The 17,246-nt window shown below is 55.6% G+C and carries 15 protein-coding genes and 1 tRNA gene; 3 read left to right on the top strand and 13 right to left on the bottom strand.

Annotation, left to right across the window (positions count from 1 at the left end; all coding sequences use genetic code 11):
- Nucleotides 1-37: 37 nt before the first annotated feature.
- From dinB to CODIS_RS03410, 9 genes are all read right to left on the bottom strand, one after another.
- On the bottom strand, nucleotides 38-1,231 hold the full coding sequence (gene dinB, locus CODIS_RS03450; RefSeq protein WP_083220527.1) for a DNA polymerase IV: 1,194 nt from the start codon (nucleotides 1,229-1,231) through the stop codon (nucleotides 38-40).
- Nucleotides 1,216-1,944 (bottom strand): DUF429 domain-containing protein, encoded by a 729-nt coding sequence (locus CODIS_RS03445; RefSeq protein ID WP_069121328.1) that lies wholly within the window; start codon nucleotides 1,942-1,944, stop codon nucleotides 1,216-1,218. The genes dinB and CODIS_RS03445 overlap by 16 nt, the downstream gene beginning before the upstream one ends.
- Before the next feature lie 70 nt (nucleotides 1,945-2,014).
- Entirely contained in the window at nucleotides 2,015-3,340 is a 1,326-nt protein-coding gene (locus CODIS_RS03440) for a response regulator (protein ID WP_069121327.1), read from the bottom strand.
- 478 nt (nucleotides 3,341-3,818) lie between these two features.
- Nucleotides 3,819-4,541 carry an energy transducer TonB gene (locus CODIS_RS03435; RefSeq protein WP_069121326.1) on the bottom strand — a complete coding sequence of 241 codons (723 nt, stop codon included), beginning with the start codon at nucleotides 4,539-4,541 and terminating at the stop codon, nucleotides 3,819-3,821.
- Nucleotides 4,538-4,915: a TonB system transport protein ExbD gene (gene exbD, locus CODIS_RS03430; protein WP_069121325.1), complete on the bottom strand. Its 378-nt coding sequence runs from the start codon at nucleotides 4,913-4,915 to the stop codon at nucleotides 4,538-4,540. The genes CODIS_RS03435 and exbD overlap by 4 nt, the downstream gene beginning before the upstream one ends.
- Nucleotides 4,912-5,337, bottom strand: coding sequence for a TonB-system energizer ExbB (gene exbB / locus CODIS_RS03425; RefSeq protein ID WP_069121324.1), 426 nt, complete (start codon nucleotides 5,335-5,337; stop codon nucleotides 4,912-4,914). The genes exbD and exbB overlap by 4 nt, the downstream gene beginning before the upstream one ends.
- 151 nt (nucleotides 5,338-5,488) lie before the next feature.
- A complete protein-coding gene (locus CODIS_RS03420) occupies nucleotides 5,489-7,816 on the bottom strand; it encodes a TonB-dependent receptor (RefSeq protein WP_069121323.1) in 2,328 nt (775 codons plus the stop codon).
- Nucleotides 7,817-8,138: 322 nt separating this feature from the next.
- On the bottom strand, nucleotides 8,139-8,786 hold the full coding sequence (locus CODIS_RS03415) for a response regulator (RefSeq protein ID WP_069121322.1): 648 nt from the start codon (nucleotides 8,784-8,786) through the stop codon (nucleotides 8,139-8,141).
- 15 nt (nucleotides 8,787-8,801) lie between these two features.
- Nucleotides 8,802-10,130 (bottom strand): ATP-binding protein, encoded by a 1,329-nt coding sequence (locus CODIS_RS03410; protein WP_069121321.1) that lies wholly within the window; start codon nucleotides 10,128-10,130, stop codon nucleotides 8,802-8,804.
- Between the two features lie 108 nt (nucleotides 10,131-10,238).
- On the opposite strand from CODIS_RS03410, the gene CODIS_RS03405 reads away from it, so the two are divergent.
- Together CODIS_RS03405 and CODIS_RS03400 are read left to right on the top strand one after the other, a co-directional pair.
- Nucleotides 10,239-12,302 carry a TonB-dependent receptor family protein gene (locus tag CODIS_RS03405; protein ID WP_069121320.1) on the top strand — a complete coding sequence of 688 codons (2,064 nt, stop codon included), beginning with the start codon at nucleotides 10,239-10,241 and terminating at the stop codon, nucleotides 12,300-12,302.
- A 104-nt stretch (nucleotides 12,303-12,406) separates the two neighbouring features.
- Entirely contained in the window at nucleotides 12,407-12,769 is a 363-nt protein-coding gene (locus tag CODIS_RS03400) for a putative quinol monooxygenase (protein ID WP_069121319.1), read from the top strand.
- 56 nt (nucleotides 12,770-12,825) lie between these two features.
- Here CODIS_RS03400 and CODIS_RS03395 read toward each other — a convergent pair whose 3' ends face one another.
- The 4 genes from CODIS_RS03395 to CODIS_RS03380 form a co-directional block, all read right to left on the bottom strand.
- On the bottom strand, nucleotides 12,826-13,470 hold the full coding sequence (locus CODIS_RS03395; protein ID WP_069121318.1) for a response regulator: 645 nt from the start codon (nucleotides 13,468-13,470) through the stop codon (nucleotides 12,826-12,828).
- Nucleotides 13,467-14,807 (bottom strand): ATP-binding protein, encoded by a 1,341-nt coding sequence (locus CODIS_RS03390; protein WP_069121317.1) that lies wholly within the window; start codon nucleotides 14,805-14,807, stop codon nucleotides 13,467-13,469. The genes CODIS_RS03395 and CODIS_RS03390 overlap by 4 nt, the downstream gene beginning before the upstream one ends.
- Before the next feature lie 531 nt (nucleotides 14,808-15,338).
- Nucleotides 15,339-16,298: a 2-hydroxyacid dehydrogenase gene (locus tag CODIS_RS03385; protein ID WP_069121491.1), complete on the bottom strand. Its 960-nt coding sequence runs from the start codon at nucleotides 16,296-16,298 to the stop codon at nucleotides 15,339-15,341.
- Nucleotides 16,299-16,414: 116 nt separating this feature from the next.
- A tRNA-Arg gene (locus CODIS_RS03380) sits at nucleotides 16,415-16,491 on the bottom strand.
- Between the two features lie 187 nt (nucleotides 16,492-16,678).
- Between CODIS_RS03380 and CODIS_RS20380 the strand changes: the two genes are divergently transcribed.
- Complete coding sequence (locus CODIS_RS20380) at nucleotides 16,679-17,194, top strand: c-type cytochrome (protein ID WP_235615117.1); 516 nt, start codon at nucleotides 16,679-16,681, stop codon at nucleotides 17,192-17,194.
- The last annotated feature ends 52 nt before the right edge of the window (nucleotides 17,195-17,246 follow it).

Genomic DNA, 17,246 nt, shown 5'->3' with positions numbered 1-17,246 from the left:
ATGAACAAGATCGTCGATGATATAATCGTTCTGCCTACTACTCCTTGCGACGCCGAACCCCAAACCGTACCGATTTCCTGCCGAACTTATCGCTCACCGCATCCATGGTTTGGTACAGACGCTCCTGTTTGGGGGCGTGGTCAGCCGTTATCTCATCAAACAGGTCAGCCTGCTCCGCAGCCTTGGCGGCATCGCTAGCCCAGCCACTGACACCCAGACCTACCAGTCGCACCGGTCGTCCGACCCATTGTTCGGACTGATAGAGCTCCCATGCCTGTTGGAAGATCTCCTTGTCCGTCGATGTCGGCGTCGTCAGGGTCCGACTTCGGGTATGGGTCTCGAATCCTTGAAAGCGGATTTTGACGGTCACAATACTCCCCCTGCGGCCCTCCTGGCGGGCGATGTAGCCCACCTCCTGTGCCGCCCAGTGCAAGGTATCACGCACTATCTCCGGATCGGTGATGTCTTCGTTGAAGGTGGTCTCTTTGGAGATTGATTTGCGCTCACTGTCGAGGTGAACTCTGTCCGAGGCGATGCCATGAGCCTGCTCGTGTATTTTAGTGCCGGCGAGGTCGCCCAGGTGGCGCCTCAATTCCAGCAGGGATAGACGACGCACATCGGCCACTGTTCGCAGGCCGATACGTTGAAGGACCGGGGCGCTCTTCGCACCCAATCCACGCAGTATGGTCAGGGGTTGGGGATCGAGGAAGGCTTGCACTTGATCCGCCAGTACGATGGTGAGGCCATCGGGTTTCCGGAAGTCGGAGGCAAGCTTGGCGATTAGACGATTGGGTCCGATACCAACCGATGCGGTCAATCCCACACCCTCCAGGATAACCGACTTGGCGCGGCGTCCGATGACCTCAGGGGGGCCGATCAGGCGCTGCATGCCAGAGATATCCAGGAAGGCCTCGTCCACGGAGACCTTCTCCACTGCCGGGGAGATACCCTCCAGGGCCTGCATGATCTGTCGCGAAACCTCGCCATAACGGGTCATGCTGGGACGCAGATAGACCGTCTCCGGCGGCAACCGACGGACAGCCTCGCTGATCGGCATGGCCGAGCGTACGCCATAGCGCCGGGCCTCATAGGAACAGGTGGCGACCACGCCGCGCTTGCCCGGTTTCGCGCCCACGACCAGCGGGCGTCCCTGATACTCAGGGTGGTCTCGCTGCTCGATGGATGCAAAGAATGCATCCAGGTCGATATGCATGATCAGTCGTTGAGACATATATTGCAGTATATAAACACGATCTCCATGTTCAATCCGAATTCGTCCTTTTCTGTCATAGTGGGTAAAGAGACAAGTCTTTCTGCATATGATGCGCTTACCGCGCCAACCAGTGCGTCCAGGATGTCATCATCTGCGAGATCCCTTTTTCTCCAGCCATGACGTGCTTCGTCCACGATCGTTTGGATGTGGGGAAGATGGCGTTTGAGAAGTGAAAACCGTTCCGATTGACCCGCTGGCTTCTTCTTGTTGTGGGCCATTGGCTGGCCGTTATTGAGCGTACAAAAACAGACTTCCGGGTGCATCTCTCTCAATTTTCCGGGATCGGGTAGATCACGTATCAGCCGGTCCGCCTCAGCGATCTTTGCTACGATCCCCCAACTCTGTCGCGATAGCTTTCTACCGGTCACCGAATGGTTGACGGCGCTCCCCGCCTGGTAGCTCTTACAATCGAGCACCTGACGACAGGGGACAGGGAAGACACTCGATGCCCTTGGACCCAGTAACTTTCTTGCTTCACGATCACACTTTCGTTCTTCCTCACCAAACGATTTCAGGCCAACCGGTATATCGATCAAGGTGAGATCGGAAGCAATGATGGTGTTGCGTAGTGCCTGCAAGTGCTCGACCACGCCAAGCCTGAATCGTGCCGAGTCAAAGAGTTGAGCGAAAAACCAGCCTCGGCGACAACCATCGATGCCGACGACGTTCATCGTTCTGTCCCTGGCGGATGGGCGAAGCGGCAATGCATATGATCAGTATAACCTGCCCTGATCCTACACTTTAAAATCGAATCTCTTGTGCAGCCGGTTTAACGCAATCACCGCGGCTATTGACATAGGCCTGGTTGCGCCCGTAGTTCTTGGCCGCGTAAAGGGCCTTGTCGGCATGGCCGAGAAGGGTATTGAGGTCGTCGCCGGGATGGTCGTCCACACAAGCAAGACCGATGCTCACCGTGACCTCGATGCCGACAGGATTGAGCTTCTCCACTGCCATACGCAGATCTTCGGCCCGGGCCGGTATTTCGGGACCATGGGCGATGACGACAAATTCCTCACCGCCAAAACGGACGGGTAAACTGTCATTAAAGCGGCGGTTCAGCAGTTTGCCCAGTGCCATCAGCACCTTGTCGCCCATCAGGTGGCCATTGGTATCGTTGATGCGCTTGAAGTGGTCCAGATCGATAATCATTACCCAGCCGTTTTCGAAACTGGAGAGAAATCGCTGGCCTTCGTCCACCAGATAGCGTCGGTTGCGAGTGCCTGTGAGGGCGTCTGTGGTGGCTATCCTCTCCATGTCCAGCGTTTGACGAAGCAGGGCGTCATACTGATATTTGACTAGCAACAATGAGCGTATCCGAGCCATGACAACCTCTTCCACCAGGGGTTTGATGACGAAGTCGTTGGCACCGGCATTGAAGACCTCCACCTGGGTATGCGTCTCATCGTTGCCGGTTGTTACCAGTACCGGCAGTTCCTGCGGAGAGTAGTGCATGCGTACCCGCAGGAAATAGAGCAGGTCGCCACCGGTCATTTCACCCTTCAGGTGGAAGTCGGTGATTACCAGGTCAAAACCTTTTACACGTTGAGTACGGGCGCTTTCGAGCAGGGATTGGGCCTCTTCCACAGAGGTGACGTGCAGGACTTCCATGCCGTGCTGTTCCATAATCTGTCGGGTAACGGTGGCGGCAGTCTTGCTGTCCTCGATGTACAGGATGCGGCCACAGAGATCGGGGTTCCTTTCCATGAATGATTTGATGAACTGTCCGAAGGCCTTGAAGCCGAGAGCTTTGTCAAAATAATCGGTGACGCCCGCATTAAAGCCTTCGTGCAGCAGACGCTGATCGGCATCAGAGGAGACAACGATGACGGGAGTATAGCGATTACGCTTACTGGAGCGGATGCTGCGACAGAAATCCAAACCGTCCATGTCAGGAAGCAGTAAGGCGGTGGTTATCAATGAATAGCGGTCTTGTTCAATGAGTTCCAGGGCCTTGCTGGCGCTGGCACAGCTGGTGATAATGATCTCAGGCATGGCTGTCTGCAGCCGCCGGGTGAGTACTTCGCGAGCGGCACTGGAGCTATCCACCAGCATGATACTGTTGCCCATACTTTTCTCACAATCCTATGATCGTATAGTTACATCATTTTCAAATACCAACCACGGGCGCATGCAACACTTGTGCAGAATGCGCGGTTGATAGTCGTCGGGGGGCAGCGCATGCCTGCTCTGTCCATGAGTAGAAGCCGTATTATAATATTTTATTCAGTTCGGGTTAAGCCGGCCCCAGATTTGGAGGAGTGGCGTAAGACGCGGGGACAATAAAGCCGCGGCCGGTGATTCAAATTGCCGGTTCCAATCAGGGTCAATCTCTTCATCTATCCTTTGAAGAGTATGGGCCGACCCTGACCCCGGAAAGGGTAGATGCCCTGTTTAGCCAAGTCCAGTGATTGATCTCCGCATGTTCATTAATCCTCTATTTTACACTGTTCTCCTGCTGGTGCGGCTAAAACTCATAATGAAATTAAAGTTAACTTCAAACATTTTTTCTGCGACTACCCTGGATCGAGATATGCTTGGCGGCAGTTCAACGGAGTCCATAGTTGATGGGAATGGTGAACTCCCATTGATCACGTTTAAACTCCTCGGGAAAGGGCAATCTGCCGCTGATCTTCTCAACCGCTCGACGAGCGGCCGTATCCAGCAATTTGCTGCCTGAACTCTCGACGATTCGCAGGGCCCCGATGACACCGTCCCGGCGGACGGTAAAACCCACCAACACCTCACCCTCCTGACGCAGGCGCACGGCCCGGCGGGGATAACCTTTGTTGTTTTCGATCGCCTTGCGCAGTGCGGCCTTGTACTCCTCCTCGAGGCGCCGGATCAGGCCCATATCGACGGCAGGTGCGACCGGTAGCGGTGTCTGCTTTAGCGGTTCAATGGGTTGCTCCACTGGCGGTGGTTTGGGCCTGGGCTTAGGTTCAGGCATGGGCTTGGGTTTCGGTACTGGCTTGGGTTTCGGTACTGGCTTGGGTTTTGGCGGCGGCGGTGGTGGCTCGACCACTTCAGGCTCCGGTTCGGGCTCCGGTTCTAGCTCCACAACGGGCTCTGGTTCCTGGATAGGCTCCGGTTCAGGTTCGGCCTCGGGTTCGGGTGGAGGAGGGGGTGGTTGAAACATCTCCAGGCGCACTGCCAGCCGGGTTTCCGCGGCGCTATCGCTGGGTAGCTGGGCGACACCGGTCAATACCAGGGTCAACAATCCCAGATGGATCAGGGCGGAGATGAGGAATGCCGGTGTATGGGTACTCATCGATCGCCGCGCGCAACGATAGAGAGCGTCTCCAGATTGTTCGCCTTGAGCAGATCGATGACAGTCACGAAGTGCTCGAAGCGTACCGATTTGTCCACATAAAGGATGATCGGGGTATTTTCATAGAGCGTACCTAGCCGCTCCCCGAGCGTTTCCTTGTCTACGGCAGTTTGATTGAAGTAGATCTGTTCCCCGGCGTCGATGGCGATCTCCACGCCCTCTGGATCACTGAGCGTTTCCGCGTGATCAGCCTCGGGCAGGTCGAGGGTGATTTTGCCCTGGTAGATAAAGGTCGCGGTGGTCAACACAATCGCCAGTAACACCAGCATGATGTCGATGAATGGGATGACGTTGACAGTGTCGATGCGTTTCATGATCGTTGTAAACGCTTCCAACGTTCAGTGATGACGTCGACCTTGCGCAGCAGGGCGTTGTAGAAGAGGATCGCCGGAATCGCCACCACCAGCCCCATGGCGGTAGCCTTCAATGCCAGGGCCAGTCCGAGCATGATCGTCGCCGGTTCGATATTGCCGCCCTGACCCAGGTCGTAGAAGGTGATCAATATCCCCAGTACCGTGCCGAGCAGGCCGATGTAGGGTGCATTGGCACCGATGGAGGCAATGGTCGTCAGGTGCGCGGTAAGCGCAATATTGAGGGTGTCAGGGTGGTCATAGTCGGCGAGACTGATTCGGGCGAAGAAGAGGTAGCGTTCGATGACGAACCAGACCATGACGAAGCTCATCAGGCCGAGCAGACCAAAGACAAAAATATCGAGATATTGTTTTAGGAACTCCACGCAGCCTCCGGCTCGAGCCCGGGAAAAAACAAGGGCCGGGATCACGCTCGGATGATGCCTGATGTAGACCCTTAGGTCCACTCACCCAAAACGATCAGCCGGCCCACACCGAGGATAAAAAGTTCTATTCACTAAGCAAAGCGCAGATCCTTCAATAAAACTTGTATCTGACCCCTGCCCAGACCGCCCTTGGCGAACCGGGTGAGAGGAATCGGGGATTTTCATAGTCGTCGCCCAGTACCTCGTCGGCCTCGCCATAGAGGCCGAAGGTTTCGTATTCCTTGTCGAACAGGTTGTCCACCTTGGCGAACAGCTTGAGGTTGTCAGTGGCCTGGTATTCACCCCGCAGGTTGATCAGGGTGTAGCCGTCGATCTCATCATCGAGGTTGGCCTCATCGCCACGTAACACGATATCGGAACTGTATTGGAGATCGGCGCCAAGGGAGAAGTTCGAAGTCACCCGGTAGGTCGCTCCCGCCTTGAGCAGGTTCTCTGGCAGCCCGGGAAGTCGGTCTCCGGAGCTCACTGCGATTTCGCCTTCGACCGCGAAGGGATTGTTGGGACTGGCGATGCTCAGATTCTCCTCGAAGCTGGCCTTGAGACGGGTGTAACTGAGAAACCAGTCGAGGCGATTGTCGGCCAGGCTGCCGTTGAGGGTTAGTTCAAGGCCCTGGCGTCGGGTTTCACCCACGTTGTCGAAGAAGCCCTCGTTGGTCAGGGCGCCGGCGCTGATGAAAAGTATGTCATCATCGTTGGTGGTCTGGAACAGTCCTACGTGCCAACTCAACCCAGGCATAGACCCCCTCAGACCGGCCTCCCATGTCTTTGCCACCACCTGCTCCAGGGGCGGATCGGAGAGGAAGGCGTTGGGTAACCGGCAGGGATCCTCAGGATCGGCGCAGGTCAGTTCCATGGCGGTGGGGGCACGATTCGATTCGCTGTAGCCGGCATAGAAATTGACTCCCTGGTTGATGTCGTAGGCCAGGCCCAGGGCCGGGTTGAAGCGGGTGAAGCTGTGGTCGCCGTTGAGTGCTGTGCCCAACTGGTCACGCAGCTCGATCTCTGTCTTGTTCCAACGACCGGAGAGAGTCAGTGCCAGCTGTTCGCTGACAGACCAGGTGTCGGTGAAATAGAAGGAGAGGTTTTTGGTCTCGGTCTCCACCTCGGTGAAACTCTCCTCGACGAAGATACCGCTACCGATTGCCTGACGGCTCTCATCGAGGCTGGCGAGCTCGGTATCGGAAGAAAAATCCACCTCGCTGCGATCCGCCGCCACGCCAATGATGAGTTGGTTGTCGCGACCGCCGAGGGGTTGCAAAAAGGCTGTCTGCAGACTCAAGCCAAAGGTATCCTGATCGCTCTTCGAGCGGTTCACGGTACCACCCTCCACATCGTCATCCGCAACGATGGGATTGCCGTTCCGGTCTAAAACAACTTCTTCCTCTTCCTCTTCTCCTTCCTCTCCCCCCTCCTCTTCTTCGCAGATAAAGCCTTCGTTCTCCTCCTCTTCGCACTCTTCAAAGTCGGAGTCATCGCCGTTGAGGGTGTCGATCTGGCTGTTGCGGAAATAGATCGCACCCTCCAGGACGATCTCGTCACCCAGCTCACGCTGACCGCCAAGGCGCAGGAGTGTCGCCTCCTGTTCAGTGATGTCTGGGCGGGTGAAGATCGCCTCCCGATCCTCCTCCAGCAGGTCCTCAGGTAAGGCTCCGTTACCGATCAGTTCGCTGTCACTGAGGCTCAGGCTTAGGTCGAGAGAACCTGTTTCACCCTGCCAGGCCAGGCTGCCGAACAGCTGTTTCGACTCCGATGGGGAGTAGTCGCGCCAGCCATCCTCGTCGAAGTAGTTGCCGGTGAAGAAGTAACCCAGGTTATCCCGGTTGCCGCCGATGCTGGCCTGGGCCGTGTAGCGGTCGAAGGAACCGCCCGATACCTCAACCTCGGCGCCTGGGTGGGTGAAGCCGTTCTTGGTCTGCACCGAAAGGGCACCGCCAAGGGTGTTGAGTCCGAACAGGGGGTTGGAGCCCGCCATCAGGTTGACTCCCGCAATGGCGGACTCGGGAATCACCGACCAGTTGACGGTATCACCGAAAGGCTCATTGATCCGCACCCCGTCCATGTAGACCGACATGCCCTGGGGCAGTCCGATCAGGGGAGAGGCGACGAAACCCCGATAAAGCAGGTCCGGCTGCAGGGGATTGTTCTGCGCCTCGTTGAGAAAGACACTACCGAACCGCTGGTTGAGAAACTCCGAGAGATCGAGACTCTGCTGCCGTTCTATCTCTTCATCGGTGGCGATCTCGGTATGCATCGGCAGACGGGTGCGTTCGATCTCGACCCCGTGCAGCGGGGTGGTGCTGATGACATCGATCGATGGTAAGCGTTCATCCGCCCACCCTGTCCCGGAGCCCGTCAGGACGAGGGAGGCGGTGAACAGCAACCTCTTGTGGTTTGCCTGTCGAAGCAGAACGGCGTACATGGTCTTTTCTCACTTTTTGTCGATTGCTTTGAGAGAATTTATATGCCCTTCAGGCCTTGAGTTGAAGAGGAGCTTTTCTCGGGATTTCGGGAAATTTTCCCGTACCAAAAAAGAACAAATTTGAACAGTGTCACACGTGACACCGTTAAACATTGTCAGCAAGTTCACGCATTGGATCTGTATTTGGACAGATGTAGGGTGCGGCTTGCCGCACCAAAACGCTGGCATGGACATGGTGCGAGCGTACTTAGGTTTACGCTGCGGCGAGCCGCACCCTACACGTAAAAAGTAAGATTTGCGTTCATTTGCGGAGCAATCGAAACTATTCGCTGACCGGGTCGATGATCCCATGCCGAATGGCAAGGTGTACCAGTTCTGTGGAGGTCTTTACATTGAGTTTGAGCTTGATCTGGGTGGTGTAGTTGGCCACGGTCTTATAACTCAACGCCAGTTCGCTGGCGGTCTCTGACGGTGTCTTACCGTGGGCCAGGAGGTTGAAAATCTGGAATTCACGGGTGGTCAGGCAATCGAATATCTCCCCGCCTCCGCCAGCCCGGCGCAGGGCCAGATTCTGTGCCAGTTCATGATCGATGAAGGCCTGGCCCGAGGCCACCGCGCGAATTGCATCGACCATGATCTCGGCGGCGCTGTTCTTGGTGATATAACCCCTTGCACCAGCGGCCAGCGCCTTTTCCACAAAGGCTGTGTCGTCGTGCATGCTGAATACCAGTATGGCCGCTTCGCTGTCACGGGCGATGATACGGCGGGTCGCTTCAAGACCGCCGATGCCGGGTAGCGATAGATCCATCACCACGACATTCGGAAGTAGCTCGGCGAAACGCTGACAGGCTTCTTCACCCCGCTCCGCTTCGGCGACGACCTTGATGTCAGGTATGCCGTCGAGCAGGGTGCGGTAGCCTGCCCGTACCACCGCATGGTCGTCGACCAACAGTACCCGGATTGGATTCATCTGCAATTGCCTCTGTCAGTCGGTCTTCTGGGTGAAGGGTAGATGGATATCAATTGATACACCCTGATCAGGCTCACTGGCAAGGGAGATTTTCCCATTCAACGCCTCGACCCGCTCACGCATACCCAGCAATCCCATGCCCTTATGTCTGCTGCTTTGGTCGAAGCCATCACCATCGTCCCGTATAGACAATGCAATCAAACCGTTTGCATCCCGTTCGAGTCGGATCTCGGCCTTTTCCGCGGCGGCATGCTTGGCCACATTGGTCAGTGCCTCCTGCACGATGCGATAGAGTGTGATCGCCGTATCCTCGTCTACCCCATCGAAGTTGCTGTTGATTGTGAGGGCGCAGAAACACTCCTCTTGGCGGTCGTTCCAGCCGTCCACCAACCGCTCGATTGCCGTTACCATCCCCAGCTCCTCCAGGGCTACCGGCCGCAGGCGGTTCATCATGTCCCGTACCACGCCATACATATGGTTACAGACACCGATGATGGCATCGGCACTCTCCGGTTCTCCGTCGGTTTGCAGCTTGAGGGTCACCGCCATCGCCTTGATGGCGCTGATGGATTGTCCCAGTTCGTCGTGCAGTTCCCGGGACAGGTGGCGACGCTCCGACTCCTGTACCGACAGCAGCCGCTTGTTCAGCTGCCGGTTTTCCCTCTGCTGTTCATCCAGCACCTGCGCCATGTGGTTGAATTGCTGAGACAGGCGATTGAGTTCGGGCAGGTTGAAATGGGGCAGACGGGCGGCATAGTCCCCCGACTGAATGATTCCAAGGCCGGTGCTGATCTCGTTTACCGGCTGCAGCGAGCGGCGGATGATGATGGCCATCAGAATGATGCAGAGGAAGGTGAAGGAGACGATGAGCAGCACGATCGAGCGTGCTTCCCGCCATGCATCTTGGATCTCATCGGTGGGATCGGCCAGGATAACGATCTCGCTGGTACCGATCAGCGGGCTGGCGATTCGCTTGCGATACTCCGCCGGCGGCGGTTTCACCAGATCGATGTACCATCCGGGCACACTCAGTTGGCGTGCCTGTTGGCGTTCGCTGAAGGGATAGATGATCGTGCCGTCTCCACGTACCACTGCGATGTTGAGGTGGCGGATATCGTTCAGTCGCTGAAGATGGCTGATCAGGATCTGCTGCTCCGCCGGTTGGTTCTCGGCGGTGCCGCTGATCAGGGCTGCGGTCAGCAGTTGCATGGTCAGGCGGGCACTCGACTTGATCTCGTCTGAGATATTGTCGCGCGTGGCGTCAATCGCATAGTAGGCGCCACTGGCGAGCATGCTCATGACGATTGCGATCACCAGCAGTATCAGTCGATGTGTCAGGGTCATGGGAACCCCCGGCCGGTAGTTGTCGGGAAAATATCCCTTGGCAGCTCTAAGACAACTGGATTATTTATAAGGATATACAAACCGTCCATTCTATCGGAGTCAATCACGATGCCTGATGTTCGTCAAACCCTAGTACCGGCCGTATTGATACTCATTGCCTCCCGATTCAGCGTCGTCATTGCCGATGAAGCCGGCAGGGCGACCGCCCTGGACGACATCTCGGTCACCGCTACGCGGGTCGAAAAATCACTGGAGACTGTGCCGGCAGCTGTCGGCATTGTGCAGCAGGAGGAGATCCAGTTTGCCGAGCCGCAGCTGGGTCTGGACGAGTCTCTTGCCAAGGTGCCGGGTATCTTCATGCAGAACCGCTACAATTTCGCCCAGGATCTGCGTGTCTCCATCCGCGGCTTCGGTGCCCGCTCCGCATTCGGTATCCGCGGCATCAAGGTATTGGTGGACGGTATCCCCGAAACCCTGCCGGACGGTCAGGCCAACGTGGACAGTATCGATAGCGGTTCAATCGGTAACATGCAGGTGATCCGCGGACCCGTCTCCGCCCTCTATGGCAACGCCTCGGGAGGTGCGTTGCTGATCGAGTCCGAGGAGCCGCCCGAAACCCCCTTCATCTCCTTTCGCCCAACCGTTGGCGAAGATGGATTTCAGAAACACCAACTCAAGTTTGGCGGCAAGCATGAACGCTTCGACTATCTGCTCAATATCTCTGATCTGAGTTATGACGGCTATCGGGAACACAGCGCCACCGAGCTCAGCGCCCTCAACAGCAAGTTCGGCTTCGATTTCACCGGCGGTGGCCGCCTCACCACCGTGCTCAACTACACCGACTCACCCCAGGCCGACGATCCCGGCGGCCTGACGGAGGCCCTGGTCGACGAGGATCCGACCCAGGCATGGACCCGCAACCTCAGCCTCGATTCCGGCGAGAAGCTGGAGCAGACCAGACTCGGTTTTGTCTACGACAGGCCGCTGGGTGAGCGTGGTGAGCTGCGCGTGCGCAACTACTACGTCTCCCGCGACCTTGCCAACCGTCTGCCTATCGGGGCGACCGGTCATGGCATTCTGTTGGATCGTTTTGCGTTTGGCGGTGGAGTACAGTATACCCATACCGCTCCCTTCTCGGGACACGCCAATCGGCTCACGCTGGGAATCGATCTGGACCGTCAGGAGGATGAGCGCAAGCGATTTCTGCTCGCAGGCGACAGCCTGGGCACGAAGATTCAGGATCAGGACGAACAGGTCGACAGTATCGGCTTCTACATACAGAACGAATACAGCATCAGCGAACAGATGGAACTCACGTTGGGTGGGCGTTACGACCGTCTTGACTTCGATGTGGATGACAACTTTCTCAGTAATGGCGACGACTCCGGCGATCGCAGCTTCCGTAAGTTCAGCCCGACCCTGGGAGTGCGCTTCACACCCAGGCCCGGACTTAATCTGTACGCCAATATTTCCCGCTCCTTCGAATCGCCCACGGCCGTCGAGCTGCGTGATCCCGACGGTGCCGGCTTCAACCAGGAGCTCGATCCACAGGTTGCCACCAGTTACGAAATCGGCGTCAAGGGCGTGTTGGGGAACAAGGTCCGTTATGACCTGGCTCTGTTCACGATGGATGTCACAGACGAGTTGGTTCCTTTTGAAATTGATGATACCGAATTCTATGAGAATGCAGGTGAATCGAGACGCAACGGATTGGAGGCTCAGTTGGTGTTCGAGCCGGTGGAATATCTGATCGCCACCCTGGCCTATACCTATTCTGACTTTGAGTTTGATGAGTTCATCGATGACAACGGCAACGATTTCAGCGGCAACGTAATCCCCGGTGTCCCCGAAAATCTACTCAGCGCCGATTTCACCTATACCCATCCCAACGGTATATACAGCCAGTTCACCGCCCTCTATGTGGATGAGATCTACGCTAACAATGCAAATACCGTCACCAATGATTCCTATACCGTGGCCGATCTGCGTCTCGGCTATAGCAAATTTATCGGACCCTGGGAAATTTCACCCTTCGTCGGTGTGAATAATATGTTCGATAAGCAATACAACGGCAATGTGCGCATCAACGCTTTTGGCGGTCGCTATTTCGAACCGGCGCCTGACCGGGATGTCTATGCCGGCTTGACTCTGCGTTACGATTTCGAAGGATAAGCCACGTAGGGTGCGGCTTGCCGCACCGAATTGATGAGGTATTGCGGATAATTAGGGCCTGTTAACAGGCATAAGCAGACGACAACCATCTTAGGAGAACAACCATGGCACTGAACGATCCCTGCTGTACCTTGGTCCCGTACTTCAAAATCCACGAAGGAAAGCTCGATGAGTTTCGTGATCTTGGTGAGCAGTTTGTGGAGAAAACCAGGACAGAACCCAGATGCATGCACTACGGTTTCAGTTTCAATGGCATGCAGGCACACTGCCGCGAAGGCTATATCGATGCGGAGGGGATACTTGCGCATCTCGATAACGTGAGCGCACTGCTGGATCAGGCCCTGAAGATCGCTGATATTACTCGGCTGGAGATTCATGCGCCTGCCTCCGAGATCGAAAAACTGCGGGAACCCCTGAGTGCATTGAATCCGGATTTCTTTACAATGGAAACCGGTTTTCGGCGTTAATGCCCCAGGGCCTGATAACCGGCCCTGATTAAAGCTGCATAATTTGGGAGTGATATCTACGCTTTCGGTATGACTCCATATCTAATTGCGAGTCGAACGAGCTCGACAGGGGAGTTAATAGCGAGCTTTTGTTTAATGCTCGTTTGATAATTGGCGACGGTCTTGTGCCCAATATCCAGGTGACTGGCTATGTCCTCAACAGTCTTGCCTTTTGCCAACAGACGGAACACTTCAAACTCCCTTGTTGTCAGTCTTCGCGTGGGATCATCATCACTGGACTCACTATGCAGGGCTACTTTCTGAGCCATATCAGTACTCAAAAAACTTTCCCCAATACTCGCTTGCCGCACGGCATTTATCAGATCGTTTGTAGGCCCTGATTTTGCGACATATCCCATGGCGCCGGCTGCCATCGACTGGATTGCGTAGCTGGTGTTTTCATGCATGCTGTACATGACAATCTTCGCGTCGGGCCAACGTCCTATAATTCGTCTCAAAGCCTCGAGCCCTCCCATGCCGGGCATCGACACATCCATAACCAATACATCAGGCATGGATTCACTGTATAACCGGTAGGCTTGCTCACCATTCTCAGCTTTACCTATCACGATCATGTCGCTGTTTTGTTCCAGTAGTCTGGTCAGCCCGGATCTGACTACGACGTGATCGTCCGCCAGCAGGACGCTGATGCTCTGACTCACATGACTTCTCCCTGCTTAGGGATGCTTACCCGGATGATCACACCCTCTCCAGGTCTGCTAATGATATCGATCTCACCATTCACACTGTTGACCCGTTGCTGCATCCCTGACAGGCCGAAACCTTGTCTCTGCTCCGACATGTCGAAACCCTCTCCGTTATCTGCGACCTCAAGTTCATAAGTTGCCGTGCATTCCTCCAATTCAATCCTGATACCAGCGGCCTTTGAGTGACGACTGATATTTGTCAGGCATTCCTGCAGAATGCGGTACAGGGTCAACTGAACGTTCTCGTCAAGTGCGGAGAACTGCCCCTGTATACGGTATGTGAGATCTGTCTGTGAATGCCGCTCTTGCCAGGATTTAATGAGCTCTTGCAGCGCTTCAATGAAGCTTAAATCATCAAGACCACCGGGTCTCAGGCGCTTTAGCATACTTCTCAGAATCACAATCATTTGGCACGCAACCTCATCGATTGCCTGGGCGCTTTTTATACTGGATGATAGATCCTTGGATCGCTGTATCACAGATGCGTCGACATGTATCGCCGTCAAATGCTGACCTATCTCATCGTGTAGCTCTTGCGCAAGACTTTTTCGCTCTGCCTCTTGCAGGGAAATGATCTGCTGGGTCAGGCGATGGTTATCCCGGATGCTGCTTTGCAATGTCGAGGCCATCGTATTGAACTTGTGGCTGATAGCCGCCATTTCAGGAAGCTTGAAGATGGGGAGACGCGTTCCAAGCTGCCCCGACTCAATGTCGGACAAAGCCTTCGTGATATGTGAAATCGGTCTCAGGGCGTGTGATACAACAATGTAGACCATTATGTTTACAGCCAGGAATACCAGAGAAATCATCGTCAGCAACATTTTGGTTTCTTCCCACGCCTCCGCAATTTCGCTGTTCGGCTCCGGACTGATGACAAGCTCCCCCTGTTTGGTCGTATTGACATAGACGGGCAGTCGTTTCTTGGTTATATCCCGTAACGCTGTCTGCATCAGTTGTTTGAACCAGTCAGGAGTGGCGTCGCTGTTTTCCGGGGGTGTTATGTTGTTACTTTCGATCAGGTTGTTCTGAAGGTCGTAAAAAGCGATCTGAAGATGACGAACATTTACCAACCGATCCAACTTGAATGGAGCAGGCTGTTGCTGTCTGGGCTCCTCGGTCTGATAAACATGGCGTAGCTCCGCCGCCAGCATATGCGCGGCAAACACCATCGCTGACGCCAATTCGGCACGGACGTTTTCCCGTGCGTTATTGACCGCCTGTATGGCACTGATAACAAGAATGATCAACAGTACCAGTGTTACGATAAGATTGAGTCTGAATCGAAGGTTCACACATTCTCACCAAAGTAGGGGAACAGTTCTTTTTATTCTAGGGCCTGTTAACACTAATCCAATGCACCCTGTTGTGCCTGAAAAAGCGCCAATCAAGGCGCACCCCAAGGGCACTTCCTTCGGGGCGCGAGGAGAGAGGTTTGGTGATTCCAAATGAGCGACGAGCAACGCCGAGTGGCGCTTTTTCAGGCACAACCCGAAGGGCTGGGGCTGTTTTCGCCCCCAGCGGCGTTATCATTCGCTCATGTAGAATAACTACACTACGCTCATTCTGCCTTGCTGGGCACGAAAACAGCCCCAGCAGGGCGTATTGGATTAGTGTTAACAGGCCCTAATGTTGTATATACCAAGTTTAGATAGGAAAAACCGCTTATCTGCACCAAGTATAAGCATATTGACAACATCGCAATGCAAGAGGATGCAGCGAAGGCTGAATGTATGCGGATCCCGGGCTGTGCAGGTTATGCACGGTGATATCCTAAATAATAATATTGACCTGACGGGTCTCCGTGCAGGTTCAGAATGACGGTGTTATACGACGCGATTGCGGATTTCACCAGCCAGGAAGGCCTGGATATTTGCGGCCACGTCATCGACCAGCCGCTGCCTTGATTCATGGCTGGCCCAAGCGATATGGGGCGTGACAATCAGATTGGGGATCTCAGGGTTGAGCAACGGATTACCGTCTACCGGCGGTTCCGCGACAAGCACGTCTATTCCGGCTCCGCCAAGCTTGCCGTTAACCAATGCTTCCGCCAGTGCTGCTTCATCCAAAATGCCACCGCGGGCGGTATTGATCAACAGGGCATGAGGCTGCATCAAGGCCAGTTCGCGGGCGCCGATTAGGTTGCGGGTGTTCGGTGCCAAGGGGACATGCAGTGTAAGCACATCCACCTGGGGCAAAAGCTCATCCAAGGGTATACGGTCGGGATCCGGTTCGCTGCCAGGTCGTTGAGCCACCACCACGTTCATACCGAAGGCCTTGGCCAGGCGGTCCACACCTCGGCCCAGTTCACCGTAGCCCAGGATACCCATGCATTTACCCGACAACTCCCGGATGGGGTAGTCAAGGAGACAGAAATGGCTTGATCGCTGCCAGTCGCCTCTTGCAACAGCTCTCTGATAGTACTGTTGTTGAGTCGTGAGAGAGAGGATCAGTGAAAATACGTGTTGCACCACCGAGGGCGTGGCATAGCCGGTAACGTTTGTTACAACGATGCCGTGCTCGGCGGCCGCTTCAAGGTCAACATTGTTGCTGCCGGTGGCTGCGATACAGATCAGCTTTAGATTTCGGCAGGCGGCTAAATGGGAGCGATCGAGCACCACCTTGTTACTGATCACCAGCTCTGCATCGATGATCCGTTCCATTGTCTGTTGGGGTGAAGTAGCCCGATGCCAGCCCCAATGGCGGGTCATGGCTTTGAGTGGCGACCAGACGATGTCTCCAGGATCGACCGAGCCCACATCAAGAAATACACCCTTATTAAACAAATCCGCCTCCAATATGGGTACTTTCGGATAATCCTGAACAGGTAACACTGAATGCGGTTTTTGCCCGATTCCGCTGATTTGCCGGCTGTCGGGGGATATCCGTCCCTTGATGGAAATGGCGCGCCCGACAGGATTTGAACCTGTGACCCCCGCCTTCGGAGGGCGGTACTCTATCCAGCTGAGCTACGGGCGCTGAATAGGAAGCGTAGTGTAACGACAGGCGCCGGCGGCGTCCAACCCATAATCGACCTCCCCAAATCAGAAAGATTACAGCTCGGGATAGAGTCGGTTCGAACTTTTTGCCGCCTGTGGGTATAATTGTCGGGTTTTGCGAACAGCCCAGGCCACTGGCCTCAAGAGTAACAACGGAGGAAGAGCCCGTGAAGATTAAAGCCGTATCCCTGTCTGTCCTCATCGCCCTGGCGGGACTAACCAGTCAACTGATGGCCGAGGAGCGGGCGGATGTGCTCGAAAGAATTGCCCCTATCGGTAAGGTGAGCGTGGCGGGCGAGGCCAAACCCGCTGCCGCGCCGGCAACCCAGTCCGCTGCCGCTGAAGCGCCTGCGGCAGAGGCCCCGGCAACCGAGGCCCCCGCCGCTGAAGCCGCAGAAGCCGCGTCCGCCGCAGAAGCCGCGCCCGCCGCAGGTGGCGATGCGCTGGCCCTGGCCACCCAGTCCGGCTGTATGGCCTGTCACCAGGTCGCAACCAAAGTGGTCGGTCCCGCCTACACAGAGGTTGCCGCCAAGTACAAAGGTGATGCTGGTGCCTTGGATATGCTGGTGGATAAGGTGAAAAGCGGTGGTGTGGGAACCTGGGGCCAGGTGCCGATGCCACCCAATGCCCACATCTCCGATGACAATATCCGCACCATCGTCAGCTGGGTGCTCACCCACTAAGGCAGCTATTCTGGTTCCCACGGTCCTCCGTGGGAATCCCTATCTTGTTCTG

The organism is Candidatus Thiodiazotropha endolucinida, assembly GCF_001715975.1.
GTDB classification, from domain to species: domain Bacteria; phylum Pseudomonadota; class Gammaproteobacteria; order Chromatiales; family Chromatiaceae; genus Thiodiazotropha; species Thiodiazotropha endolucinida.
Note: the sequence above shows the minus strand (reverse complement) of the source record. Positions and strands in the feature narration are given on the sequence as shown.